Source organism: Saccharopolyspora sp. NPDC002686 (assembly GCF_040295745.1).
In the GTDB taxonomy this organism is placed as follows: domain Bacteria; phylum Actinomycetota; class Actinomycetes; order Mycobacteriales; family Pseudonocardiaceae; genus Saccharopolyspora; species Saccharopolyspora oryzae.
In genome coordinates, this window is record NZ_JBEOVY010000106.1 from 1 (window position 1) to 21,007 (window position 21,007).

Genomic DNA, 21,007 nt, shown 5'->3' on the forward strand with positions numbered 1-21,007 from the left:
GCTGGACTCTTCAGCCGTGCGGGTGAGGGGGGACCGCAGTTTCAATTGAAACTGCAGATCCCACCCACGGCGGATCACAGTTTCAATTGAAACTGCGATCCCGGGGGTCGACCGGACGTGGCGGGCTCGGGCGCAAGTGGGAGAGGTCCTCAAGTTTCGGTAAGCGGGTTCCCCTCGGTGTGGGAGACCCGCGGAGGCCCTGGGTGCGACGGTTTTCCGCAGCGAGCACGGCGAACTGGGGGAGGGACCGTGAGCGGACATTCGCTGTCGCTGGCGATCAACGGGCGGGAACGGCTGCTGACCGACCGGCTGATCGCCTTCGAACCGGCCGCACCGCAGCGCACCGAGACGGTGGCGGTCGTCGGCCTGGGCTACGTCGGGTTGCCCACCGCCTGCGCGTTGCAGGACTCCACGACCCGCGTCATCGGGTTCGACACCAGCGAGGAGCGCCTGCGCGAGATCGAGGCGGGCGAGGCCGACCTGTCCGAGGACGACCGGCGCGGACTGGCCTCAGCGCTGGCTGAGGGAGGCCTGGCGCTGACCAGTGATCCGGCGTCGCTGGCCGGTGCGGACGCGGTGATCGTGTGCGTGCCGACGCCGGTGGACGCCGCGCGGGCCCCGGACCTGACGGCGTTGCGGGCGGCCTGCCGGACCGCGGTGTCGCACGCCCGGCCCGGCCAGGTGATCGTGCTGACCTCGACGACCTACGTCGGAACCACCCGGCAGCTGCTGGTGGAGCCGCTGCGCGAGCGCGGGCTGCAGGTCGGCGAGGAGGTGCACGTGGCGTTCAGCCCGGAGCGCATCGACCCCGGCAACTTCGACCACGTGCAGCGCCGAACCCCGCGAGTCCTCGGCGGCGTCACGCAGCGGTGCGCGCAGCGCGCGGCCGAGGTGGTGCGGCGGATGACCGACCAGGTCTACCTGGTCAGCTCGCCGGAGGCCGCTGAGCTGACCAAGCTCTACGAGAACATCTTCCGCGCGGTGAACCTGGCGCTGGCCAACGAGATCGCCGACGCCTGCGCGGTGCTGGGCCTGGACCCGATCGAGGTCACGGTCGCGGCCGGCACGAAGCCGTACGGCTTCCTGGGCAGCTTCCCGGGGCCGGGCGTCGGCGGGCACTGCATCCCCTGCGACCCGCACTACCTGCTGTGGCAGCTGGGACGGCGCGGGTTGTCCTCGCCGCTGATCGAGGAGGCGATGCGCTCGATCGACCGGCGGCCGGGCCGGGTGGTGCAGCGGGTGGTGGAGATGCTCGGCGAGTCGGGCATCGACCACTCCGGCGCGCGGGTGCTGGTGGCCGGCGTCAGCTACAAGGCGGGCGTGCGGGACCTGCGGGAATCCCCGGCGCTGCCGATCCTGGTCGGGCTGCGCCGGTTGGGGATGGACGTGCACTACCACGATCCGCTGCTGCCGGAGATCGAGCTGCCCGACGGCTCCCCGATGACCAGCGAGCCCGAGCCGCGCGGCCGGGACTGGGACGCCACGGTGATCCACACCGTGCACCCGGGCTGCGACTACAGCTGGGCGCGCGACTGCCCGCGGGTGCTCGACGCGACCTACCAGTTCGACGCCGTGCCGCACCGGCGCGTGGTGTGAGGTGCCGCCGATGTTCGATACGACGACCCCCGCCGTGGTGTTCAAGCTCGATCCGAACGTGCTGCACCACGGCGGGCTCGGGGTGATCCGCAGCCTCGGCCGCGTCGGGGTTCCGGTGTACGCGGTGCACGAGGATTCCCTCGCGCCCGCGGCGCATTCGCGGTACGTGCGCGGCCGGTGGTTGTGGAGCCCGGATCCCGAGGACGCCGAGGCGATCCGGCTCGGCCTGATGCAGCTGGCCCAGCGGATCGGCCGCACCGCGGTGCTGATCCCCACCGACGACGCGGCGGCGATCTTCCTCGCCGAGCACGGCGATCCGCTGCGCATGTGGTTCCAGTTCGCGCAGCCGCCGCACGACCTGCCGCGCCAGCTGGCCGGCAAGTTCACCATGTACGAGCTGTGCCGCCGGTTGGGCGTGCCGTGCCCGCAGGCGCGGCTGATCGAGGACTGGGACGAGGCGCTGGAGTTCGCCGACCAGGTGGGCTATCCGCTGGTGGGCAAGCTCGCCGCGCCGTGGCTGCCGAGCGGGCGCCAGGTGCGCAGCACCACGATCGTCCGCGATGAGGGCGACCTCGCCGCGCTCTACCGGCGGTGCGGGGAGACCGTCGGCGGGCTGATGCTGCAGGAGCACATCCCCGGTGGGCCGGGTTACGACTGGTTCTTCCACGGCTACTGCGACGGCGACTCGGTGTGCCGTCCGGCGTTCACCGGGGTCAAGGAGCGCTCCTACCCGGCGCACGCGGGGCTGACCAGCTTGGGGCGCTGCGAGGACAACGAGCCGTTGTCGCGGTCGGTCGCGACGCTGCTGGAGAAGCTGTCCTACACCGGCATCGTCGACCTGGACTTCCGGTGGGACGACCGCGATCAGCAGTACAAGCTGCTGGACTTCAACCCGCGTTTGGGCGCGCAGTTCCGGCTGTTCCGGGACAGCGCAGGCGTGGACGTGGCGCTGGCGTCCTACTTGGACCTGACCGGGCAGCCGGTGCCGGCCGGGCAGCCGGAGGTCGGCCGCCGGTTCCAGGTGGAGAACTACGACCCGATCGCGGCGTTGCGGTACTGGTCGCGCGGTGACATCGGATTGCGGGAGTGGGCCGGGTCGGTGCGCCGGGTGCACGAGCGCGCCTGGTTCGCCCGCGACGACCTGCTGCCGTTCGCGCTGATGTGCGCCTGGATGTTCTGCCGCGGGGTGGCCCGGGTCAAGCCGTGGCGGCGGCGCACCCGGCACCCGGACCTGGCCGAACCCCAGTACGTCCCCGGCCGCAACTACGACAGCAGACACCTGGGGAGGCGCTGACCCCGCTGTTGAGGACAGATGAGCAACCCCCATGCCAACCGCACCTCAGGGGAACGTGACGCAACTCAGCCACAAGAAGCAACCACCACTGTGAATCGCGGAGAGGCGGAACAGATGAACGATCTCGTGGACGTGGCCGTCGTCGGTGCCGGACCGTACGGCCTCTCGCTGGCCGCGCACCTGCGCCGGGCCGGGGTGTCGCACCGGCAGTTCGGCCTGCCGATGAACCTGTGGCGCGCGCACATGCCGCGCGGCATGTTCCTCAAGTCGCAGGGCTTCGCGTCGAACCTGTCCGACCCGGACGGTTCGCACACGCTGCGCAACTTCTGCCTGGAGACCGGCAAGCGCTACGCCGACTACGGGATCCCGGTGTCGCTGCGGGACTTCGTGGACTACGGCGAGTGGTTCCAGCAGGGCCGCGGGCTGGAGGTCGAGGAGCAGCTGGTGACCGACATCGCGCAGCGGCCCGGCTGGTTCGAGCTGACCCTCGACGACGGGCAGCACGTCGACGCCCGCCAGGTGGTGGTCGCGGTCGGCGTCGAGTACTTCCCGCGGATCCCGGAGACGCTGGCGGAGCTGCCGGGCGAGTTGTGCACGCACAGCTCGGCGTACGACGACCTCGGCGGCTTCGACGGGCAGGACGTCATCGTCATCGGCGCCGGGCAGTCGGCCCTGGAGACCGCGGCGCTGCTGCACGAGAACGGCGCCAAGACGCGGTTGGTCGCGCGAACGCCCCAGCTGAACTGGAACGGGTACCCGCTGCTGCCGGACCGTCCGCTGTGGAAGCGGATGCGGGAGCCGGAGGCCGGGCTGGGGTCGGGGCTGTCCACCTGGTTCTACTCCGAGCACCCGGAGCTGTTCCGGCGCCTGCCGGAGTCGGTGCGGATCCAGCGGGCGCGCACCGCGCTCGGCCCGGCCGGCGGCTGGTGGCTGCGGGAGCGGGTGGAGGGCCGCTTCCCGGTGCACGTCGGGCACCGGCTGGACTGGGCCAAACCCACCGGTGACCAGGTGCGGCTGGGGGTGCGGGTCGGTGGTCAGGTGCGCGAGTTCAGCGCGGACCACGTCATCTGCGCCACCGGCTACCCGCCGTCGCTGAGCAGGCTGCCGATGGTCGGTCGTGGGCTGCGGTCCTCGATCGCGCTGGTCGGTGGAACTCCGCGGGTGGACGCCGATTTCGAGTCCTCGGTGCCGGGGCTGTACTTCACCGGCCCGCTGGTGGCGCCCAGCCACGGCCCGGTCATGCGGTTCGTCTACGGCGCCGACCACGCGGTCCGGCGGATCACCGCGCGGATCGAGCGGACGGCGACCCGGCCGCTGGTCCTCGGAGGTGCTGCATGAGCTTGACCGACTCCGCCGTGGCGCAGCCGTGGCCGCTCGCGGCGAACACGCCCGATGCGCGGTCGCTGCTGCACCGGCGGGTCGGTGGTCGGCTGCTCCCGGTGGTCGACCTGGTCGCGCTGGTGCCCGCGGTGCTGCTCGCCGGCTGGCAGCTCGGCGCGGCGTTCGCGGTGGCGGTGCTGCTGGTCCTGGCGGTTCAGGGGCAGCACCGGTTGCGGATCTGCTTGCGGGTGTCCGATCAGGTGCCGCAGCTGGCGGTCGCGTCGGGGCTGCCGGTCGTGGTGCTCTCGCCGTGGCTGACCGGTGGTGGACTGCTCGGGCTCGCCGCCGCCGGGTTCGGCGCGCTGGTGCTGGCCCGGGGCGGTTTCTACGCGGCGTTGCGCAGCGGCTACCGGCACGGGGTGCTCAACGAGCCGACGCTGGTCGTCGGGGCCGGTGAGCTGGCGGGCAGGATCGTCGACAGCGCGCACGAGCACCCGGAGTTCGGGCTGCGGACCCGGGTGATTCATCCGTCCGAAGTGGACCGACTGGTCGAGGTGATCGCCGCGCACCGGATCAGCCGGGTGCTGATCTGCACCGGAGATGTGGCTCTGGTGCCGGTGATCCGGGCGAGCCGCCCGCTGCCCGCCGACGTGTGCGTGGTGCCCGGACTGCCCGAGATCGGCACGGCGCTGCCGCGTGCTGCGCTGGACGAGATCTGGGGCGTTCCACTGGTTCCGCTGCGCCGGTTCAGCCACGGTCGGGCCGGAGCACTGGCCAAGCGGGCGTTCGACGTCGTGCTCAGCGCAGTCCTGCTGGCGCTGCTCGCCCCGCTGTTGCTGGCGCTCGCCGTCGCGGTGCGGCTGGACAGCAGAGGCCCGGCGTTCTTCCGCCAACTGCGGGTGACTGGTCCGGGGCGGACCAGCGAGGTGCTCAAGCTCCGCACCGTCCGCACGGGTGCCGCGCAGGGGTGGGCCGTGCCCGCCGGCGAGTGCACGGCGTTCGGCAGCTGGCTGCGCCGCACGCACCTGGACGAACTGCCGCAGCTGGTCAACGTGCTGCGCGGCGAGATGTCGCTGGTCGGGCCGCGCCCGGAACGGCCGCACTACGCGCTGCGCTTCGGGCAGGAGATCCCGGGCTACGCCGGCCGGCACCGGATGCCCGGCGGGATGACCGGCTGGGCGCAGGTGCAGGGCCTGCACGGCGACACGTCCATCCCGGACCGGGCGCGCTTCGACAACCAGTACGTCGAGCACTGGTCACCGTGGTGGGACGCGGTGATCGTGCTCCGCACGGCGGTGGTCGTGGGTCGGGCGTCGGTGGCTGCCTGCCTCCGGTGGGAGCTCGGCGGCAAGCGCTGCGCGCCCCACGCCCACCACGACCACGCCACCATCCCGCCGGGTGACGACGACGTGCCGGTCCCGCGAGGGATCGACGCACCTGACCGAGGAGCCCGATGACGCACCGTCGCAGGTCAAGCGTCGTGAGCACTTCGGGGTGCTATAGCCCCGCAAAGTACTCACGAGCCACCACCTGCGGAAAGGCAGGCGGAGTCCGAGGAAGACGTCCACTGTGGATTTTTGGGGGAGAGGGATGAAGGTCCTGCACGTGATCACCGGTCTCGGTGTCGGCGGCGCCGAGTTGCAGCTGCGGTCGGTACTGCAGCACACCAGGCACGACGCCGAGGTCGTGTCGCTGTACAACCCGGGCGACGTCGCCGGGATGATCGCCGGGGACGGGGTGCGCGTGCGCGATCTCGGCATGACGCGCAACACCCAGGTCAGCGCGGTGTTCAAACTTCGCGAGGTGATCCGATCTGGGCGCTTCGACGTGGTGCACACCCACCTGTACCGGGCTTGCGTCTACGGGCGGCTGGCGGCGCGGATGGCGGGGACGAAGGTCGTGGTCTCCACCGAGCACTCGATCGGCGAAACCCACCTGGAGCGGCGGCGGATGTCGTTCGGAGTGCGCGCGCTGTACCTGGGCACGGACCTGTGCTCGGACGCCACCATCGCGGTCTCCGACACCGTCGCCGAGCGGCTGCGCAACTGGGGCATGCCGACGCGCAAGATCACCGTGATCCCCAACGGCGTCGACTTCGGCCGGGTCGCGTTCGACGACGCCGCCCGCGACCGGGTGCGCCGGGAACACGGGATCAGCCCGGACACCTACGTGGTGGGCGTGCTCGGGCGGCTGGATCCGAACAAGAGGTTCGACCTGGTCATCGAGTCGATGGCGCCGCTGCTGGGGCAGCAGACCAAGCTGCTGATCGTCGGCGACGGCCCGGACCGGGAGCGGCTGGCCGCCGCGGCCCGCGCGCACGAGGTCAGCCAGCACGTGATCTTCGCCGGTCAGCGGCACGACGTCGCCGCGATGCTGTCCTCCCTGGACCTGTTCGTGGCCTCCTCCGAGCAGGAGACGTTCGGCCTGTCGGTGCTGGAGGCGATGGCCAACGGCATCCCGGTGCTCTACACGACGTGCCCGGCGCTGGTCGGCATCAAGACCGACCGGGCCCGCCAGGTGCCGGGCGAGGTGGAGCGGATGCGCGCCGAGATCGCCGCGGAGATCATGGCCGGCCGCCCCCGCGCGGACGAACCGGCGATCCGCGCGCAGTACGGCATCGAGGCGGTCACCGGGCGGATCGACGACCTCTACGCCCAGCTGTGGCAGCGCAACGGCGCAGCGGTGCCTGCGGGGAGGGCGTGATGCGCGCACTGGTCACCGGCGCAGCCGGTTTCATCGGATCGCACCTGGTCGAACAGCTGCTGGTCGACGGGCACCAGGTCATCGGGCTCGACGACCTGAGCACCGGTCGGCGGTCGAACCTGCCCATCGAGCACCCGGACCTGCAACTGGTGCCGGGCAGCATCCTGGACGCGGCGGTGGTCGACGAGGTGATGGCGGGCGCGGACGTGGTGTACCACCTGGCCGCAGCCGTAGGCGCTTTCGTCATCCAGGAGCGTACCCGCCAGGGCCTGCTGACCAACGTGCACGGCACCGAGAACGTGCTCGACGCCGCGGTCCGGCACAACACCCGCGCGCTGATCGCCTCCACCAGCGAGATCTACGGCAAGAACGCCAAGGTCGGGCTGGTGGAGGGCGACGACCGGGTGATCGGCTCGCCGCTGAAGTCCCGCTGGACCTACGCCGAGGCCAAAGCCATCGACGAGAGCCTGACCTACTCCTACGTGCGCGAACTCGGCCTCAAAGCGGTGATCGTCCGGTTGTTCAACACCGTGGGCCCGCGGCAGAGCGGGCGCTACGGGATGGTCATCCCGCGGCTGGTGGCCCAGGCGTTGCAGGGGCGACCGCTGACGATCTTCGGCACCGGGCGGCAGATCCGCTGCTTCTGCCACGTCGCCGACGTGGTGCCCGCGCTGATCCGCCTGGCGCGGCTGGACCGCGCGCAGGGCATGGCGATCAACCTCGGCAGCACCGAGCAGGTGTCCATCGAGGACCTCGCGGCGAGGATCATCGCGATGACCGGATCGCCGAGCACCACGATCCGGGTGCCCTACGAGGAGGCCTACGGGCCGGGCTACGAGGACCTGCAGCGGCGGGTGCCGGACTGCTCCCGCGCGCGGGAGCTGATCGACTTCCGGCCGCAGCGCAGCCTGGACGACATCATCCGCGCGGTGATCGACGAACAGGTGCGCACCGGCGAGCCGGCCACGGCGTGAGGGGGCGACATGCGACCGATCCGGTGGCTGGTCGCGGCCGTGCGCGATCGCCGCGAGCGGTTCGAGCTGCAGCCGAACGGGCCCGGCGCGGCGCACGGTGTCCGCACCTTCAGCCGCCTCGGCGGGTCGATCTGGCTGCTCGTGCTGATCGCGATCTCGATCCTGGTGGTGGCCTTCCTGGTGGTGCCCCGCGGCAGCGGCCCGATGGCGCACAGCCCGGCGGTGGTGGCCTCGCTGCCGTTCTGGAACCTGGGCAACGGCACCGACGTGGTGGTCCAGCACCGGGACTCGGTCAACGAGGTCTCGCCCTGGATCTACGGGCTGGACCAGGACGGCGGGGTGCTCGAGCAGTACCCGACGGAGCAGACCGCCGAGGTCGGGCACCGGATCGGGCAGCTGCGCGAGGCCGGGATCCCGATCGTGCCGTCGCTGGCCAACATCACCGACGGCAACTGGGCTTATGAACCGGTGGCCGCGGTGCTGCACGATCCGGCGCGGCGGCAGCGGCACGTCACCGAAATCGTCGACCTGGTCGAGCGGGAGAACTACGCGGGCATCGACATCGACTACGAGAACCTGCGCGCCGGTGATCGCCAGGCCTTCAGCGATTTCGTCGCCGAACTGGGCGGGGCGCTGCACGCGAAGGGCAAGACGTTGTCGGTGGCGGTGTTCGCCAAGGACAGCGACGCCGGTTACGACGAGCGCAACGTGGCGCAGGACTACGCGGCGATCGGCCGGGTCGCCGACCAGGTCCGGTTGATGGGCTACGACTACCACTGGAACACCTCGCCGCCCGGTTCGATCGCGCCGATCAGCTGGATCCGCGCGGTGCTGGACTACGCCAAGACCCAGATCCCGCCCGAGCGGATCGTGCTGGGCGTGCCGCTCTACGGCTACGACTGGGTGGTCGGCGGTGAGGGCACCGGGGTGACCTGGTTGAAGGCGTTCCAGCTGGCCACCGAGCACGGCGCGAAACCGCAGTACGACGCCGAAACGCAGTCGCCGTGGTTCCGCTACATCGACGGGCAGGGGCGCCAGCACGAGGTGTGGTTCGAGAACGCGGCGAGTTCGAAGGCGAAGTTCGAGGCGGCGCGGGGCTCGGGCATCGGCGGCGTCTACCTGTGGATGTTCGGCTACGAGGACACCGACACCTGGCGCGAGCTCGCGCGCAGCATGCCGGTGGCGAAGTGACCGGTCGGGGGTGGGTGGGATGGTTCCGTGGTGGCTGCTGGCGATCGCGGTGTTCGGCGCCAACTTCGCGCTGTGGGGCGTGATCGGGTTGCTGCGCCTGCTGGACAGCTCGGCGCAGCGCTGGCGCGACCGCCGGAGCGCCGATGATTCGGTGGTGGACCTGAACCGGTTCCAGGGCGGGCTCGACGTCGACGACGTCGCGGTGCTGATGCCCGCGCACAACGAGGAAGCGGTGATCGTCGACAGCATCGCGGCGATCACCGCGCTGGTACCGGCGGAGAACGTGCACGTGGTCTCCGACGGATCCACCGATCGCACCGTGGAACTGGCGCGCGAGTGCGGGGTCCAGGTGATCAGCACGGCGCGCAACGTCGGCAAGGCCGGCGCGTTGAAGGAGGCGATCCGCCGGTTCGCGCTGGTCGAGCGGTACCCGGTGGTGATGCTTCTGGACGCCGACACCCACGTCCAGCCCGGCTACTTCGACGCGGCGCTGCGGCTCTTCGACGATCCCGAGGTGGTCGCCGTCGCCGGCTGCGTCAAGACGACGTGGCGCGGACGTGGTCTCGGGGCGATCGGCAAGCTGGTCGCCTTCCACCGGCAGCGGATCTACACGATGACGCAGTACCTGCTGAAGTTCGGCCAGACCTGGCGGCGCACCAACGCCACCCACATCGTCCCCGGCTTCGCCAGCCTGTACCGCACCGAGGTGCTGCCGCGCATCGAGGTCAACCCGCCGGGGCTGGTCATCGAGGACTTCAACATGACCTTCGAGGTGTACCAGAAGCGGCTCGGGAAGGTGGGTTTCACCCCGGCCGCGGTGGCCGCGACCCAGGACCCGGGCACGCTCAAGGACTACGTGAAGCAGTGCAAGCGCTGGGCGCTGGGCCTGTGGCAGACGGTGCGGCTGCACCCGCCTCGAGCGAACCTGTTCACCGCCATGCTCGCGTTGCTGCTGCTGGAAATGCTGACCAGCAGCGTGCTGCTGGTCGTGCTGCCGGTGGTGCTCGTGGCGCTCCTGCTGCCCGCGCTGCTGCCCGGCCTGCTCGACGTGCCGGTCTTGGGCGAGGCGCACCAGTTCGTCAGCGGATTCGCGACACCGTCCGCCCTGCTGTTCGGCGTGCTGATCCCGGACCTGGCGCTGACCTGCATCGTCGCGCTGCTGCAACGCCAACCGCGCTACCTGCTGGTCGGCCTGCTGTTCCTGCCGCTGCGCGTGCTCGACGCGGCGATCGCGCTGTACGCGATCCCCGGTGCCTGGCTGACCAAGTCCTCCGGCCGCTGGCGCAGCCCCGACCGCCACGTGGTGGATCAGAGCGCGTGACCGAGAGCTGGTGGAAGCCGAAGGGGCCCGGGCCGCAAGACCTGCGACCCGGACCCCTTCGCCGCTGACTAGCGCACCTTGCGGATCCGGGACAGGACGGGCCAGCCGAGCAGCGACAGCACACCGCTGACGAGGAACAGCGCGGTGTAGTTGTCGCCACCTCCGATGGCGAGGATCGCCGGGGCGGCGAACGGCACCAGCGAGAACGGCAGCGTCAGCGCGATGTTGACGATGCCGAGGTCGCGGGCGATGTTGTCGCTGTCGGGCAGGGTCGCCATCGCGAAGCTGAGGTAGACGCCCGACATGCTGCCGTAGGCGACGCCGACGAGCGCGATGCCGACGTAGGCCCAGAGCATGCTGCCGCCGAGGACCATGACCGAGATGCCCACCGCGGCCAGCAGCGCGGCGAACGCGAACGGCGGCTTGCGCCGGTCCATGCGGTCCGAGATGTAGCCGGAGAGGAAGGACACCGCGGTGTTGACCGCCATCAGCACCAGGTTGGCGAGGAATGCGGCGTTGGCCAGATCGTCGGTGGCGATGTGCAGCCGGTCCTGCAAGAAGTACACCAGGTAGGTGCTGACGACACCGATGCCGACGGAGATCAGGAACAGCGAGAGCAGGAACCACGCGAAATCGGGGGCCTTGCGCGGGTTGAACCAGAAGCTGCCGGCGAACTCCTTGGCGCTGAACGGCGGGCGCTGCGCCACGTCCAGCCGGCGGTCCTTCAGCTGGAGGGCGAACAGCAGCAGGAAGATCGCCGCGGCGGCGACGGGGATGCCCATCTGCAGCAGCGGATCGGTGGGGAAGAGCTGGACGAAGAAGGTGCCGACCACCACGGAGCCGCCGCTGGTCATGCCGGCGAGCCCGCCCAGCAAGCCCTGCTGCTCCTCGGGCACCTGATCGCCGAGTACCGCGAAGGTGCCTGCGATGGTGGCGTTGGCGAAGGCCTGCATCAGCAGCCACCCGATGATCACACCGGCGAGACCGGTGCTGGTCCCGACGAACACCGCGCCCGCCGCCGTGCCGAGGATGCCGATGACCATCCACGGGCGGCGCATGCCGAAGCGGCTGGTGGTGCGGTCGCTCAGCCGCCCGAACAGCGGGTTGGCGATGACCGCGACCAGGGTGCCGACGCCGCTGACCACCGAGTAGCTGGTGGTCTTGCCCTCCGGGTCGACCTCGCCGACGCGCAGCGCGACCGTGACCATCGCGGGGGTGTTGATGGCCATCCAGATGCCGAAGGTGGCCAGCGTGAACAGGACGATGAAGCGCGCGCCAACGCGTGGCGGCGCAGCCTCAGCGGTCGATGGTGTGCTCATGGAAGTATCTCCTTTGACCCTGCCATGGACGAGTGCGGGAAGTGGACGGGGGAGGGGCCTGGGGGGCGGTCACTTGCCGTAGCGCAAGCCGAAACCGAACCGGTGCAAGGGATCGCGGGTGTCGAACGGGGTGTCCTCGGCGGAAGCGACCACGGCCTCGGCGGAGGAGGGCAGATCGAACGGCAGGCCGCCGCACGGATCTGCCGCGCCGGTGAGGACGTCGGCGAGCGCCGCGTCGCTGCTGCCGAAGTCGCCGAGCACGGCGGTGGCGGCCGACTCGACGTCGGCCAGCAACGCGGGCCGTTCCAGGAACACCGCGACCGCGGTGGGCAGCTTCTCGGCGAGCTGGCGCACCTTCTCGACCGTCTCGGCGGAGAACTCGAGCGTGCCGCGGTGGAAGAAGGACGCGATGCCCTCCTGGTCGGTCTCGTAAGGGGCGTGCAGCCGCACGACGGCGACGTCGGCGTCCTCGGGAGCTCCGACGATCTCGACGCGACCGGAGAATGCGGCGGGGTCCATGCCCTCGGCGTACACGCGCGTGCCGTGGCCGACCGGCAACATCGGACCGTCGTTCTTCAGCAGCACGGTGGAGTCGCGCTGCGCGGCCTCGCCGAGCTCCCGCAGCGGGGCGGCACCGACGATCTCGGCGGCCTCGTCCGGATCGACGTAGCGGTGCTCGAAGAGCCCCATGCGGAACTTCTCGCGCAGCACGCGGCGCACGGAAACGTCGATGCGCGCCTCGTCGACGCGGCCGTCGCGGACGAGCTCCACGATCAGTTCGGTGCACCGGTCACCGCCGAACTGGTCGACACCGGCGTCGAGGGCTCGCACGATGCGCTCGGCGGGCGTGCAGTCCTCGAGGCCGTAGGCGTTGGGTCCGAAGTGGACGCCGTCCATCGTGGTGGCGTCGACCACGTTCCAGTCGGTGCAGACGATGCCGTCGAAACCGAGCCGATCGCGCAGCAGGCCCTGCACGACGGGGCGGTTGAAGGCGAAGCCGACCTCGTCCCAGCCGTCGACACCGATCGGGCGGCCGTAGTAGGTCATCATCTGCCGGGCACCGGCCTCCAGCGATGCCTCGAAGGGCTGCAGGTGCAGTTCCTGCTGCTGACCCGGGTAGACCTGGTCGGGGAAGCGGCGGTCGTGGGCGTCCTCGCCGTCCTTCTGCGGGCCGCCGCCGGGGAAGTGCTTGACCATGGCCGCGACCGATTCCGGCCCGGGCGCCGCGCCCTGCAGACCGCGGATGAAAGCGGCGGTCAGGCGGGCGACGGTGGCGGGGTCCTCGCCGAAGGTGCCGGAGCCGCGGGACCAGCGGGGGTCGCTGAAGATGTCGGCCATCGGGCCGAGCGCGACGCGGATGCCGAGCGCCAGGTACTCGCGGCGGACGACGTCGGCGTACTCCTCGACGCGCCGCTCGGCGTCGGGCAGCGCAGCCAGACCCGGGTGCTCGGGCCAGCGGGACATCGCCTGCGTCGACATGCCGGTCAGCGGTGAGGAGAAGACGCCGTGGCGCGGGTCGGTCGACACGGTGACCGGGATGCCGAGCCGGGTCGCGGCCGCCTGCTCCTGCAGCCGGTTGTGCCACTGCGCGATCGCACGCGGGTCGGCGCCGTTGATCAGGTTCATGTGCGTGATGTGGCGCTCGACGACCAGCTCGTGCGTCGCGGCCATGCCGTAGCCGGGCATCGGCTCCTCGAGCAGCGTGCCGTCGTCGTTCATCAGCGTGCCCGGGTGGAAGAGCTGGCCGGCCTTCTCCTCGAGGGTCATCCGGGACAGCAGGTCCTCGACGCGCTCGGCGATCGGGGCCCGGGGGTCGAGGTAGCGGGGATCGGTGGAGGCGGCGGCCATGACGCTCCTAGGCGGTAAGGCGACTCCGAACAACTTCCGGAATCGATTTCGGAAACCGCGTCACAGTAACTCCGCGACCTGAGCTCGACAAGACCCTGTGACCTGCATCGCCACTGGTAGATTGGTGCGGGAGTTCCGGAAAGGGCGTCTGGTGCGCAGTTCCGGACCATCGACAGGAGCGGAGAGGCTGTGACGAACACCTGGCGGAGGGGCGCCGCGCACCCCGAGCCGGCTCCTGAGCGCCGCGCCACCATCTCCGACATCGCCGCGGCGGCGGGCGTCAGCAAGCCGACCGTCTCCCGCGTGCTCAACCAGCGCGGCGATGTCGCACCGGCCACCCGCCGCAAGGTCGAACAGGTCGCGGCCGAGCTCGGCTACGTTCCCAGCACGGGTGCCAGGGCGCTGCGCACCGGCAGGCATGGCGCGCTCGGTCTGCTGCTGCCGTCCGAACCGTGGGGCGGGCTGGTGGACATCGTCTACGGCGTGTCCGAGGAGGCGGCCGCGCGCGCGATGCACGTGATGGTGTTCCCGCTCCCCGCCGAGCGGGCGGCCGAGCGGCAGTTCACCACCAGGACGCTCCCGCACCTGCCGGTCGACGGGCTCGTCGCGCTCATGCCCGACGACATGGTGCCGCACCAGGGGATCATCCCGCTGTCCGGAGCACCGGTCGTCGCCTTCGACGACCGCGGCACCCGCCCCGGCATCCCCTACGTGGAAACCACCAACCGCGAAGGGGTGCGCGAGGCGGTCGGCCACCTCGTCGCACACGGCTACCGCCGCATCGCCTTCGCCAGCGGCACCTCCGGCCTCGCCTTCGCCGAGGCCCGTTACGAGGGCTACTTGGACGGTCTGCGGGACGCCGGCCTCCCGCACGTTCCGCAACGGGTGCTGCGCAGCGAAGACGACATGCCTTCCGACAACGAGATCCGCGAGCTGCTCACCGCCGAGGAGCCGGACGGGCCGCCGGATGCGGTCGTCGCGGGATGGGACGAGATCGCCACCGCCGTCGGCCACGTCGTCCACGAGCTCGGGCTCCGGCTGGGCGCGGACATCGGTCTGATCGGCTTCGACGACCGCCCCGAGATCGCGCTGATGATCAAGGGCCTGACGACGGTCCACCAGCCGCTGCGCGAAATGGGCCAGACCGCAGTCCGGCTGTTGCTGGAGATCATCGAGCACGGCCCCGGCCCCGCCAACGCCACCGTGCCCACGCACTTGGTCGTCCGCGACACCTGCGGCCCCCACGCCGCCGACGGCACGCCCCTGCCCCCCGAGAAGTCCTGACCCGCCAAGCCGTCCCGCACAGGCGTTCTCGTGCGGTTGGACGAGGACTCGGCGCGGCCGTTCGGTCACGCTGGGGCGGTGAACGTGTTGCGACTGCTCATGGTCGACGACCACGTGATGCTCGCCGAGGCGCTCAGCGCCAGGCTGGCCGAGGTGACCGACCTGTGGGTCGTGGGGCACTGCGCCACCAGCGATCCGCGACTGTCCGATGTGGTGCGCCAGACCAGACCCGACGTGCTCACCGTCGACGTCGAACCCGCCGGGGCGGGCACCGGGCGCCTGCTGGCCCAGCTGCAGCGGATCCGGCCCAGCACGGCGATCGTCGTGCTCACCGGTGTCCGCGAACCGGGCCAGGCCATCGCGGCGGCCCGCGCGGGCGCGGCGGCCTGGGTGCCCAAGGAGCGGAGCTTCGAGGAGCTCACCGAGGTGCTGCTGGGCGTGTGCCGCGGGCGCAGCTGGTACCCGCCGGACCTGCTCGGCCCGGTGCTGCGGGAACTGCGCGAGGACGCCGTGCGCGCCGGTGAGCGCAACGGCCCGCTGGACGTGCTCAGCGACCGGGAGCGAGATGTGCTGACCCGCATGGTCAACGGCAAGCGCGGGGCGCAGATCGCCGAAGACCTGCTGATCTCCGCCGAAACCGTGCGCACGCACACCCGCAGCATCCTGGCCAAGCTGCAGGTGCACAGCCAGCTGGAAGCGGTCAGCCTCGCCTGCTCGGCCGGCCTGCGGGCCGACGACGAACCGGACCTCGTCCGGTGAGCTTGCGCGTCGCCACCGTCATCACCCGGCTCGAAGGCGGTGCCGGGGTCATGGCGCTGCGCGGGGCGAAGGCGCTGGACCCGGACGCGCACGAGGTCACGGTGATCGCCGGATCCGGCCGGTTGCTGCCGGAAGCCGAGGCAGCCGGGCTGGAGACCATCGTCGAGCCCGCGCTGCGCACCCCGATCTCACCGGTCCACGACCTGCTCGCCCTGCACCGGTTGACCGGGCTGCTGCGGCGGTTCGACGTGGTCCACACGCACTGCTCGAAAGCGGGCGCGGTCGGCCGGGCAGCCGCCCACCGGGCGGGAGTGGGCAGGGTCGTGCACACCTTCCACGGCTTCGGCTTCCACCGCTTCCAACCGGCCTATCGGCGGCGCACCTACATCGAGGTCGAGCGCCGCCTCGGACGCATCACCGACCTCGCGCTGTGCGTCGGCACCGGCGTCTCGGTCGAGGCCTTGCAGCGCGGACTCCTGCCGCCCGAGCGCATCCGCACGATCGGCGTTGCAGTCGACCACGCCGCGCCGACCTGCACGGACGACAACAGGCACCGCGCCAGGGAGCTGCTCGGACTGGCACCCGAGGACGTGGTGATCGGCGCGGTCGGCCGCCTGACCTACCAGAAGGCGCCCGAGCACTTCGTCGCCGCGCTGGTCGAGCTGAGGCACCGCGGCGTGGTGGGAGTGTGGATCGGCGGTGGTGAGGAGGCCGAGGAAGTCCGCACGCTCGCCGTCGACGCCGGCGTCGACGTGGTGTTCACCGGGGAGCGCGACGACGTGGCGGACCTGCTGCCCGCGTTCGACGTGTTCACCCTGCCCAGCCGGTACGAAGGGCTGCCGCTGGCGGTCGTCGAGGCCATGGTCTGCGGGGTTCCGGTGGTGGCCACCGCCGTCAACGCGGTCAGCGACGTCGTGGCGCCCGGCGAGACCGGGCTCCTCGTGCCACCGCACCGGCCCGACCTGCTGGCCGCTGCCGTGGCCCACCTCCTGGACAACCCGGTCGAAGCGGCCCGGATGGCAGGAGCCGCACGGGCCCGGTTGGAAGGTCGTCACGAGATCGGGGCGTTGGCAACTGCCCTGGACCGGGCGTATCGAGCGGAGTGACGCACCGTAGCGGTTCGCCGCGGTGACGACGTCCGGTGCCGCACGGAAGCCCGATTTCCTTCTGCACGTGGAGTAGCCGCCCTCCCCATCGTGCAGCAGCTGCAACACCTCGCCTGCAGTAGGCGATTTGCCGGGTAGCACAGACTGCTGTTGGGGGAGAGGGGTCACTGTGCACACGATTACCGAAACGGTCCGGGCACCTGAACTACCCGGTCCGCGCAGTTCGCGGGGTGGCGCTGAGTTGCGCAGCCTGCTGCACGATCTCGGGCACGGTCTGGCGACGCTGTCCTACCTCGCGGACGGCCTGCGCGCCGACCCGGCACTGCCCGGCGACGCGCTGCACCGGTTGCAGCTGATGGAACTCGAGCTGGACCGGCTGCTGGAGCTGGTGGAGCTGCGGGAACACCCGCGCGAGGACGGCTTCGCGCTGCGCGATCTGCTCACCCAGCTCGTCGCGGTCAAGTCGCTGCGCGGGACGGTCGAGGTGGAGCTGCTGGAGGGCGCCGAGGTCACCATCCGCACCGATCAGACGCTGCTGTGGCGGATGGTGTCGAACCTGCTGGACAACGCGGTGCGCGCCGCGAGGAGCAGGGTGACCGTGGCGGTGCGCGAGTCCGCGGGGGAGCTGCACGTCGAGATCAGCGACGACGGACCGGGATTCGGTCGTGGTCCGAGCGGCACGGCATCGCTCGGACTGGGCATCGTGGTCGCGCTGGCGCGGCGCTGCGGTGCCGAACTGCGCGTCGACCCGGCACCGGGCGGCGGGACCTGCGCGCGGCTGGTGTTCCCGTCGCACCTGGCGAGGTGACGGGGATGGCGGACCTGGTACTCGGCGACGACCACGCGATCTTCGTCGACGCGCTGGTCGCGACCTTGCCGCAGCGCGGCCACCGGGTCGTGGGCACCGCCGCCAACGTCCGGGACGTGGTCGGCGAGGTCCGGGCCCACCGGCCGGACCTCTGCCTGCTGGACCGGTTCTTCGGCGACGGCGACGGCCTGGACGTGATCGGCGAGCTGCTCAACGCCGGCGGGCGCACCCGGATCCTGGTGCTCACCGCCGACGGCGACGTCCGGGGCATGCGCGCGGCGCTGGGCAAGGGGGCGGCGGGTTACGTGAACAAGATGTGCGGGCTGGAGGTGCTGGCCGGCGCGATCCGCGGCGTGATGGACGGCGAGGTGGTCGTCGAGCTGGCCGCCTCGCGCACGCCGCGCCTGGCCGGCACCACCGACGCCCGCAGGCTGGCCTCCCACCTGACCGCCCGGGAGCGCCAGTGCCTGCGGATGCTGGTCGACGGCGCGCACACCACGGCCATGGCCAAGCAGCTGGGGGTGGCGCCGACGACGGTGCGCACGCACGTGCAGTCGGTGCTGACCAAGCTCGGGGTGCACTCCCGCCTGGAAGCGGCGTCGTTCGCGATGCGCCACGGCTTGCTCGACGACGAGCGGATGCTCGTCGCGGGTTGAGCACTGGGGGTCCGTGAGTCCCCTCGGTCGAGCCCCGAGGGGACTCGCGGTCGTACGCCGCCGGGCAGCACCGCGATCGCCTCCGGTGGCGTTGCGATCGCGATGCTGCTGTCCCAGCTGAGGACGGCCCGAGGTCGACCGCGCACCTCTGGTACGTCGCGCTCGAACTGCTCAAGGTCGCGGCACTGGTCGTCCTAGGAATCGCCGTCCTGCCCTGGAATTCAGATGACCGCTTCGATGAGGTGGGGGCCGGGTTCGGCATGTGCCCGGCGCAGGGCGTCGAGGAGTTCGGGGCCGGTCGTCGCGCGGGTTCCGGGGACGCCGAAGCCGCGTGCCGCGGCTGTCCAGTCCACTGTGGGCCCGGCGAGGCTCGTCATGCTCGCGGCCGCTGGGCCCGGCTGGTCGACGCCCGCTCGGCGGAGTTCCGCTTGCAGGATTCCGTAGCGGGAATTGGCGCAGATCACGGTCGTGACGTTCAAACCTTCGCGGGCTTGCGTCCACAGTGCTTGGACGCTGTAGGCCGCGCTGCCGTCCGCCTGGAAGTTGATGACCGGCCGGTCCGGGCAGGCGATCGCGGCACCCGTGGCCACCGGCAACCCCATGCCGATCGCGCCGCCGGTGTTGGTCAGCTCCGAATGCGCCGGCGCCGCAGCGGCGATCGCCGGGAACGCCGCACCGGAGGACACGCCTTCGTTGACCACGACGGCGTTCTCCGGCTGGGTGAGCACGATCGCCGCCGCGATGCCGGCCGCGGACAGCGCGCCGCTCGGCGTCGGCACTTCGGGCGGTGCGATGACCGGTAGTTCGGTGGCGGCGCTGCCGGTCGCCTCCGCCAGCGCCTGCAACGCTTCGACGGCGTTCTGCTCGACGTCGGCGAGGGTGTGCACCTGCGTGTCGTCGGGCACCGGGTAGCTCGGCACGTCCGGATATCCGAAGAACGACACCGGGGTTCGGGCGCCGACCAGGATCAGGTGCGAAAACCCTTCCAAGGTGCGGAGAACGTCCTCCGGGAAGTACGGGATCGACCGCATGGGCGGGATTCCCGGTCCCCGGTCGATGCGAGCGGGCGAGCGTTCGGCGAACAGCTCACCGCCGACGGTGGCGGCGATGCGTGCCGCAGCGCGGACCCCGGCTGGCTCCAGCGCGCGCCCGCCGAGCAGGAACGCGGGTCGCCCGCTTCCGGCGAGCAGCTTGGCGATCGCGGTGACCTGGTCGTCGTCCACCGACGGCGGCTCGGGCACCGCCGCGACCTCGACGGGTTCGCCGCCCTGCTCCCACATGTGGTCGGCAGCGGCGATGAGCGTCGCGGGGAGCCGTTGCTGCATGGTGGCGCGATAGGCCTCGGCGAACTCCGCAGCGGCGTTCGCGGCCGACGTGGTGCGGCGCACCGAACCCGAAACGGGGCTCGCCAACGACTCGATGTCGCTGGTCAGCGGCGCATCGGCGGCCTGGTGCCAGGAGGCGTGCTCGCCTATGAGGTTCATCATCGGCGTGCGGGCGCGGCGCGCGTTGTGCAGGTTCGCGATCCCGTTGGCGAATCCCGGGCCGAGGTGCAGCAGCGTCATCGCCGGTGCACCGGTCATCCGGGCGTAACCGTCGGCTGCCCCGGTGACCACTCCCTCGGACAGCGCCAGCACCGCCCGCAGTCCCGCGACCTGGTCGAACGCCTCGACCAGCGGGATCTCGGTGGTGCCGGGGTTGGCGAAGCAGACCTGGACGCCGGCGCTGACCGCAGTGGCCAGCAGGCTTTCGGAACCCTTCACGTGCCGCTCCTCAGCGCTCCTGATCCGCCCGCGCTGGCGGATCTTGCTGCCATGCTCGCGGCCACCCGAGGTCCGGGCAAGGATCTACGGGTCGGTAACGTGGGAATCAGACCTAACGGACTTGGAGGTGGCGTGTCCCGCGCTCGGAGAATGGGAAGCCTGCTCGTGGCGGCGGCAGCAGCTGTTTCGCTCACCGGGTGCGCCGCGCCACCGGCTCCACCCGCAGCCCCCGCTCCGCCGGCGGTCGACGCCGCACCGGCGGTGTCCGAACAGGACATGCCGGAGATCCGCACCGAGCAGGTCCGCTCCGAGCGCCGCGGCACCGACGTGCAGCTCTACCTGGCCCACCCGACCGGGCTGGAGTCCACCGAGAACCTGCCGGTCGTGCTCTACCTGCACGGCCGCGACGGCGTGAACCCGACGCCGATCCCGTACGACACGCTGGCTTCGTTGGAGCGGCTCTACCACGAGGGCCAGATCCCGGCGTTCGCGTTCGCGGTGGTCGACGGCGGCTACAACCCGTACTGGAACGACGGTTCGGCCAACGGCGACCTCGCGTCGATGCTGAACGACGAGCTGCCGGGCTGGTTGCGCGAGCGCGGCCTCGGCGACGAGGAAGGGCTGCCCTTCGCCGTCGCGGGGATATCGACCGGCGGGTTCGGCGCGCTGACCTACGCCGAGGACCGCAGCGCGGCGGGCAAGCCCGTCGCCGCCGTCGCCGAACTCGCCCCGGCGCTGCAGCTGGACTGGGAGGGCATGAAGGAGAAGGAAGCCTTCGCCAGCGAGGAGGAGTGGCGGGAGGTGGATCCGCTGCGCCGCCTCGACGAGCTCGGCGACGTGCCGGTCGGTGTGTGGACCGGTGACGCGGACCCGTTCCTGGACGGCATCAACGCGCTGGTCGAGCGGCACCCGAACACCCCGGTGGTCACCTACCTGCCGGGCGGCCACGAGGGCGCGGTGTTCGACGCGGTGGGCACGGAGTTCGTCGGGTTCCTGGCGGATTCGCTGCCGCAGCACCGCCCCTGAGCCTCGATCTGCGAAAACGCGCGGCGGGACCTGGATCCC

Annotated in this window: 17 protein-coding genes; 14 read left to right on the forward strand and 3 right to left on the reverse strand. The window is 71.4% G+C overall.

Annotated elements, in window-relative coordinates; all coding sequences use genetic code 11:
• Positions 1-249 precede the first annotated feature (249 nt).
• From ABTZ89_RS16275 to ABTZ89_RS16310, 8 genes are all read left to right on the forward strand, one after another.
• Complete coding sequence (locus tag ABTZ89_RS16275) at positions 250-1,596, forward strand: nucleotide sugar dehydrogenase (RefSeq protein ID WP_270949608.1); 1,347 nt, start codon at positions 250-252, stop codon at positions 1,594-1,596.
• A gap of 10 nt (positions 1,597-1,606) precedes the next feature.
• Complete coding sequence (locus ABTZ89_RS16280) at positions 1,607-2,890, forward strand: carboxylate--amine ligase (RefSeq protein ID WP_351045217.1); 1,284 nt, start codon at positions 1,607-1,609, stop codon at positions 2,888-2,890.
• Positions 2,891-3,004: 114 nt separating this feature from the next.
• Positions 3,005-4,228, forward strand: a complete 1,224-nt coding sequence (locus ABTZ89_RS16285; protein ID WP_270949610.1) for an NAD(P)-binding domain-containing protein — start codon at positions 3,005-3,007, stop codon at positions 4,226-4,228.
• Positions 4,225-5,667 (forward strand): sugar transferase, encoded by a 1,443-nt coding sequence (locus ABTZ89_RS16290; RefSeq protein ID WP_270949611.1) that lies wholly within the window; start codon positions 4,225-4,227, stop codon positions 5,665-5,667. The genes ABTZ89_RS16285 and ABTZ89_RS16290 overlap by 4 nt, the downstream gene beginning before the upstream one ends.
• 133 nt (positions 5,668-5,800) lie before the next feature.
• The gene (locus ABTZ89_RS16295) at positions 5,801-6,913 is read left to right on the forward strand and encodes a glycosyltransferase (protein ID WP_270949612.1); all 1,113 of its coding nucleotides are present in this window, start codon (positions 5,801-5,803) and stop codon (positions 6,911-6,913) included.
• The gene (locus ABTZ89_RS16300) at positions 6,913-7,887 is read left to right on the forward strand and encodes an NAD-dependent epimerase/dehydratase family protein (protein ID WP_351045222.1); all 975 of its coding nucleotides are present in this window, start codon (positions 6,913-6,915) and stop codon (positions 7,885-7,887) included. Before ABTZ89_RS16295 ends, ABTZ89_RS16300 begins: the two co-directional genes overlap by 1 nt.
• 9 nt (positions 7,888-7,896) lie before the next feature.
• Positions 7,897-9,078, forward strand: coding sequence for a glycosyl hydrolase family 18 protein (locus ABTZ89_RS16305; RefSeq protein WP_351045225.1), 1,182 nt, complete (start codon positions 7,897-7,899; stop codon positions 9,076-9,078).
• Between the two features lie 19 nt (positions 9,079-9,097).
• Entirely contained in the window at positions 9,098-10,399 is a 1,302-nt protein-coding gene (locus ABTZ89_RS16310) for a glycosyltransferase family 2 protein (RefSeq protein WP_351045228.1), read from the forward strand.
• Positions 10,400-10,467: 68 nt separating this feature from the next.
• Here ABTZ89_RS16310 and ABTZ89_RS16315 read toward each other — a convergent pair whose 3' ends face one another.
• Together ABTZ89_RS16315 and ABTZ89_RS16320 are read right to left on the reverse strand one after the other, a co-directional pair.
• Positions 10,468-11,718: an MFS transporter gene (locus tag ABTZ89_RS16315; RefSeq protein ID WP_351045231.1), complete on the reverse strand. Its 1,251-nt coding sequence runs from the start codon at positions 11,716-11,718 to the stop codon at positions 10,468-10,470.
• A gap of 69 nt (positions 11,719-11,787) precedes the next feature.
• Positions 11,788-13,566 carry a glycoside hydrolase family 3 protein gene (locus tag ABTZ89_RS16320; protein WP_351045233.1) on the reverse strand — a complete coding sequence of 593 codons (1,779 nt, stop codon included), beginning with the start codon at positions 13,564-13,566 and terminating at the stop codon, positions 11,788-11,790.
• 189 nt (positions 13,567-13,755) lie between these two features.
• Between ABTZ89_RS16320 and ABTZ89_RS16325 the strand changes: the two genes are divergently transcribed.
• The 5 genes from ABTZ89_RS16325 to ABTZ89_RS16345 all read left to right on the forward strand — a co-directional run bounded on the left by ABTZ89_RS16325 (position 13,756) and on the right by ABTZ89_RS16345 (position 18,179).
• Positions 13,756-14,850, forward strand: coding sequence for a LacI family DNA-binding transcriptional regulator (locus ABTZ89_RS16325; RefSeq protein WP_351045236.1), 1,095 nt, complete (start codon positions 13,756-13,758; stop codon positions 14,848-14,850).
• Between the two features lie 78 nt (positions 14,851-14,928).
• Positions 14,929-15,609 carry a LuxR C-terminal-related transcriptional regulator gene (locus ABTZ89_RS16330; protein ID WP_351045239.1) on the forward strand — a complete coding sequence of 227 codons (681 nt, stop codon included), beginning with the start codon at positions 14,929-14,931 and terminating at the stop codon, positions 15,607-15,609.
• Positions 15,606-16,715 carry a glycosyltransferase gene (locus ABTZ89_RS16335; RefSeq protein WP_351045242.1) on the forward strand — a complete coding sequence of 370 codons (1,110 nt, stop codon included), beginning with the start codon at positions 15,606-15,608 and terminating at the stop codon, positions 16,713-16,715. Before ABTZ89_RS16330 ends, ABTZ89_RS16335 begins: the two co-directional genes overlap by 4 nt.
• Positions 16,716-16,956: 241 nt before the next feature.
• The gene (locus ABTZ89_RS16340; RefSeq protein ID WP_270949622.1) at positions 16,957-17,523 is read left to right on the forward strand and encodes a sensor histidine kinase; all 567 of its coding nucleotides are present in this window, start codon (positions 16,957-16,959) and stop codon (positions 17,521-17,523) included.
• Positions 17,524-17,528: 5 nt separating this feature from the next.
• Entirely contained in the window at positions 17,529-18,179 is a 651-nt protein-coding gene (locus tag ABTZ89_RS16345; protein ID WP_270949623.1) for a LuxR C-terminal-related transcriptional regulator, read from the forward strand.
• Between the two features lie 221 nt (positions 18,180-18,400).
• Here the strand turns inward: ABTZ89_RS16345 and ABTZ89_RS16350 are convergent, their stop codons facing one another.
• On the reverse strand, positions 18,401-19,942 hold the full coding sequence (locus ABTZ89_RS16350; protein WP_351045246.1) for an acetolactate synthase large subunit: 1,542 nt from the start codon (positions 19,940-19,942) through the stop codon (positions 18,401-18,403).
• 150 nt (positions 19,943-20,092) lie between these two features.
• Between ABTZ89_RS16350 and ABTZ89_RS16355 the strand changes: the two genes are divergently transcribed.
• The gene (locus ABTZ89_RS16355; RefSeq protein ID WP_351045249.1) at positions 20,093-20,968 is read left to right on the forward strand and encodes an alpha/beta hydrolase; all 876 of its coding nucleotides are present in this window, start codon (positions 20,093-20,095) and stop codon (positions 20,966-20,968) included.
• Positions 20,969-21,007 lie beyond the last annotated feature (39 nt).

Excerpts from the sequence above, each read along its gene's own strand:
- ABTZ89_RS16280 (WP_351045217.1), top strand. The coding sequence starts at position 1,607 with ATGTTCGATACGACGACCCCCGCCGTGGTGTTCAAGCTCGATCCGAAC.
- ABTZ89_RS16285 (WP_270949610.1), top strand. The coding sequence starts at position 3,005 with ATGAACGATCTCGTGGACGTGGCCGTCGTCGGTGCCGGACCGTACGGC.
- ABTZ89_RS16290 (WP_270949611.1), top strand. The coding sequence starts at position 4,225 with ATGAGCTTGACCGACTCCGCCGTGGCGCAGCCGTGGCCGCTCGCGGCG.
- ABTZ89_RS16295 (WP_270949612.1), top strand. The coding sequence starts at position 5,801 with ATGAAGGTCCTGCACGTGATCACCGGTCTCGGTGTCGGCGGCGCCGAG.
- ABTZ89_RS16300 (WP_351045222.1), top strand. The coding sequence starts at position 6,913 with ATGCGCGCACTGGTCACCGGCGCAGCCGGTTTCATCGGATCGCACCTG.
- ABTZ89_RS16305 (WP_351045225.1), top strand. The coding sequence starts at position 7,897 with ATGCGACCGATCCGGTGGCTGGTCGCGGCCGTGCGCGATCGCCGCGAG.
- ABTZ89_RS16310 (WP_351045228.1), top strand. The coding sequence starts at position 9,098 with ATGGTTCCGTGGTGGCTGCTGGCGATCGCGGTGTTCGGCGCCAACTTC.
- ABTZ89_RS16315 (WP_351045231.1), bottom strand. The coding sequence starts at position 11,718 with ATGAGCACACCATCGACCGCTGAGGCTGCGCCGCCACGCGTTGGCGCG.
- ABTZ89_RS16320 (WP_351045233.1), bottom strand. The coding sequence starts at position 13,566 with ATGGCCGCCGCCTCCACCGATCCCCGCTACCTCGACCCCCGGGCCCCG.
- ABTZ89_RS16345 (WP_270949623.1), top strand. The coding sequence starts at position 17,529 with ATGGCGGACCTGGTACTCGGCGACGACCACGCGATCTTCGTCGACGCG.
- ABTZ89_RS16355 (WP_351045249.1), top strand. The coding sequence starts at position 20,093 with ATGGGAAGCCTGCTCGTGGCGGCGGCAGCAGCTGTTTCGCTCACCGGG.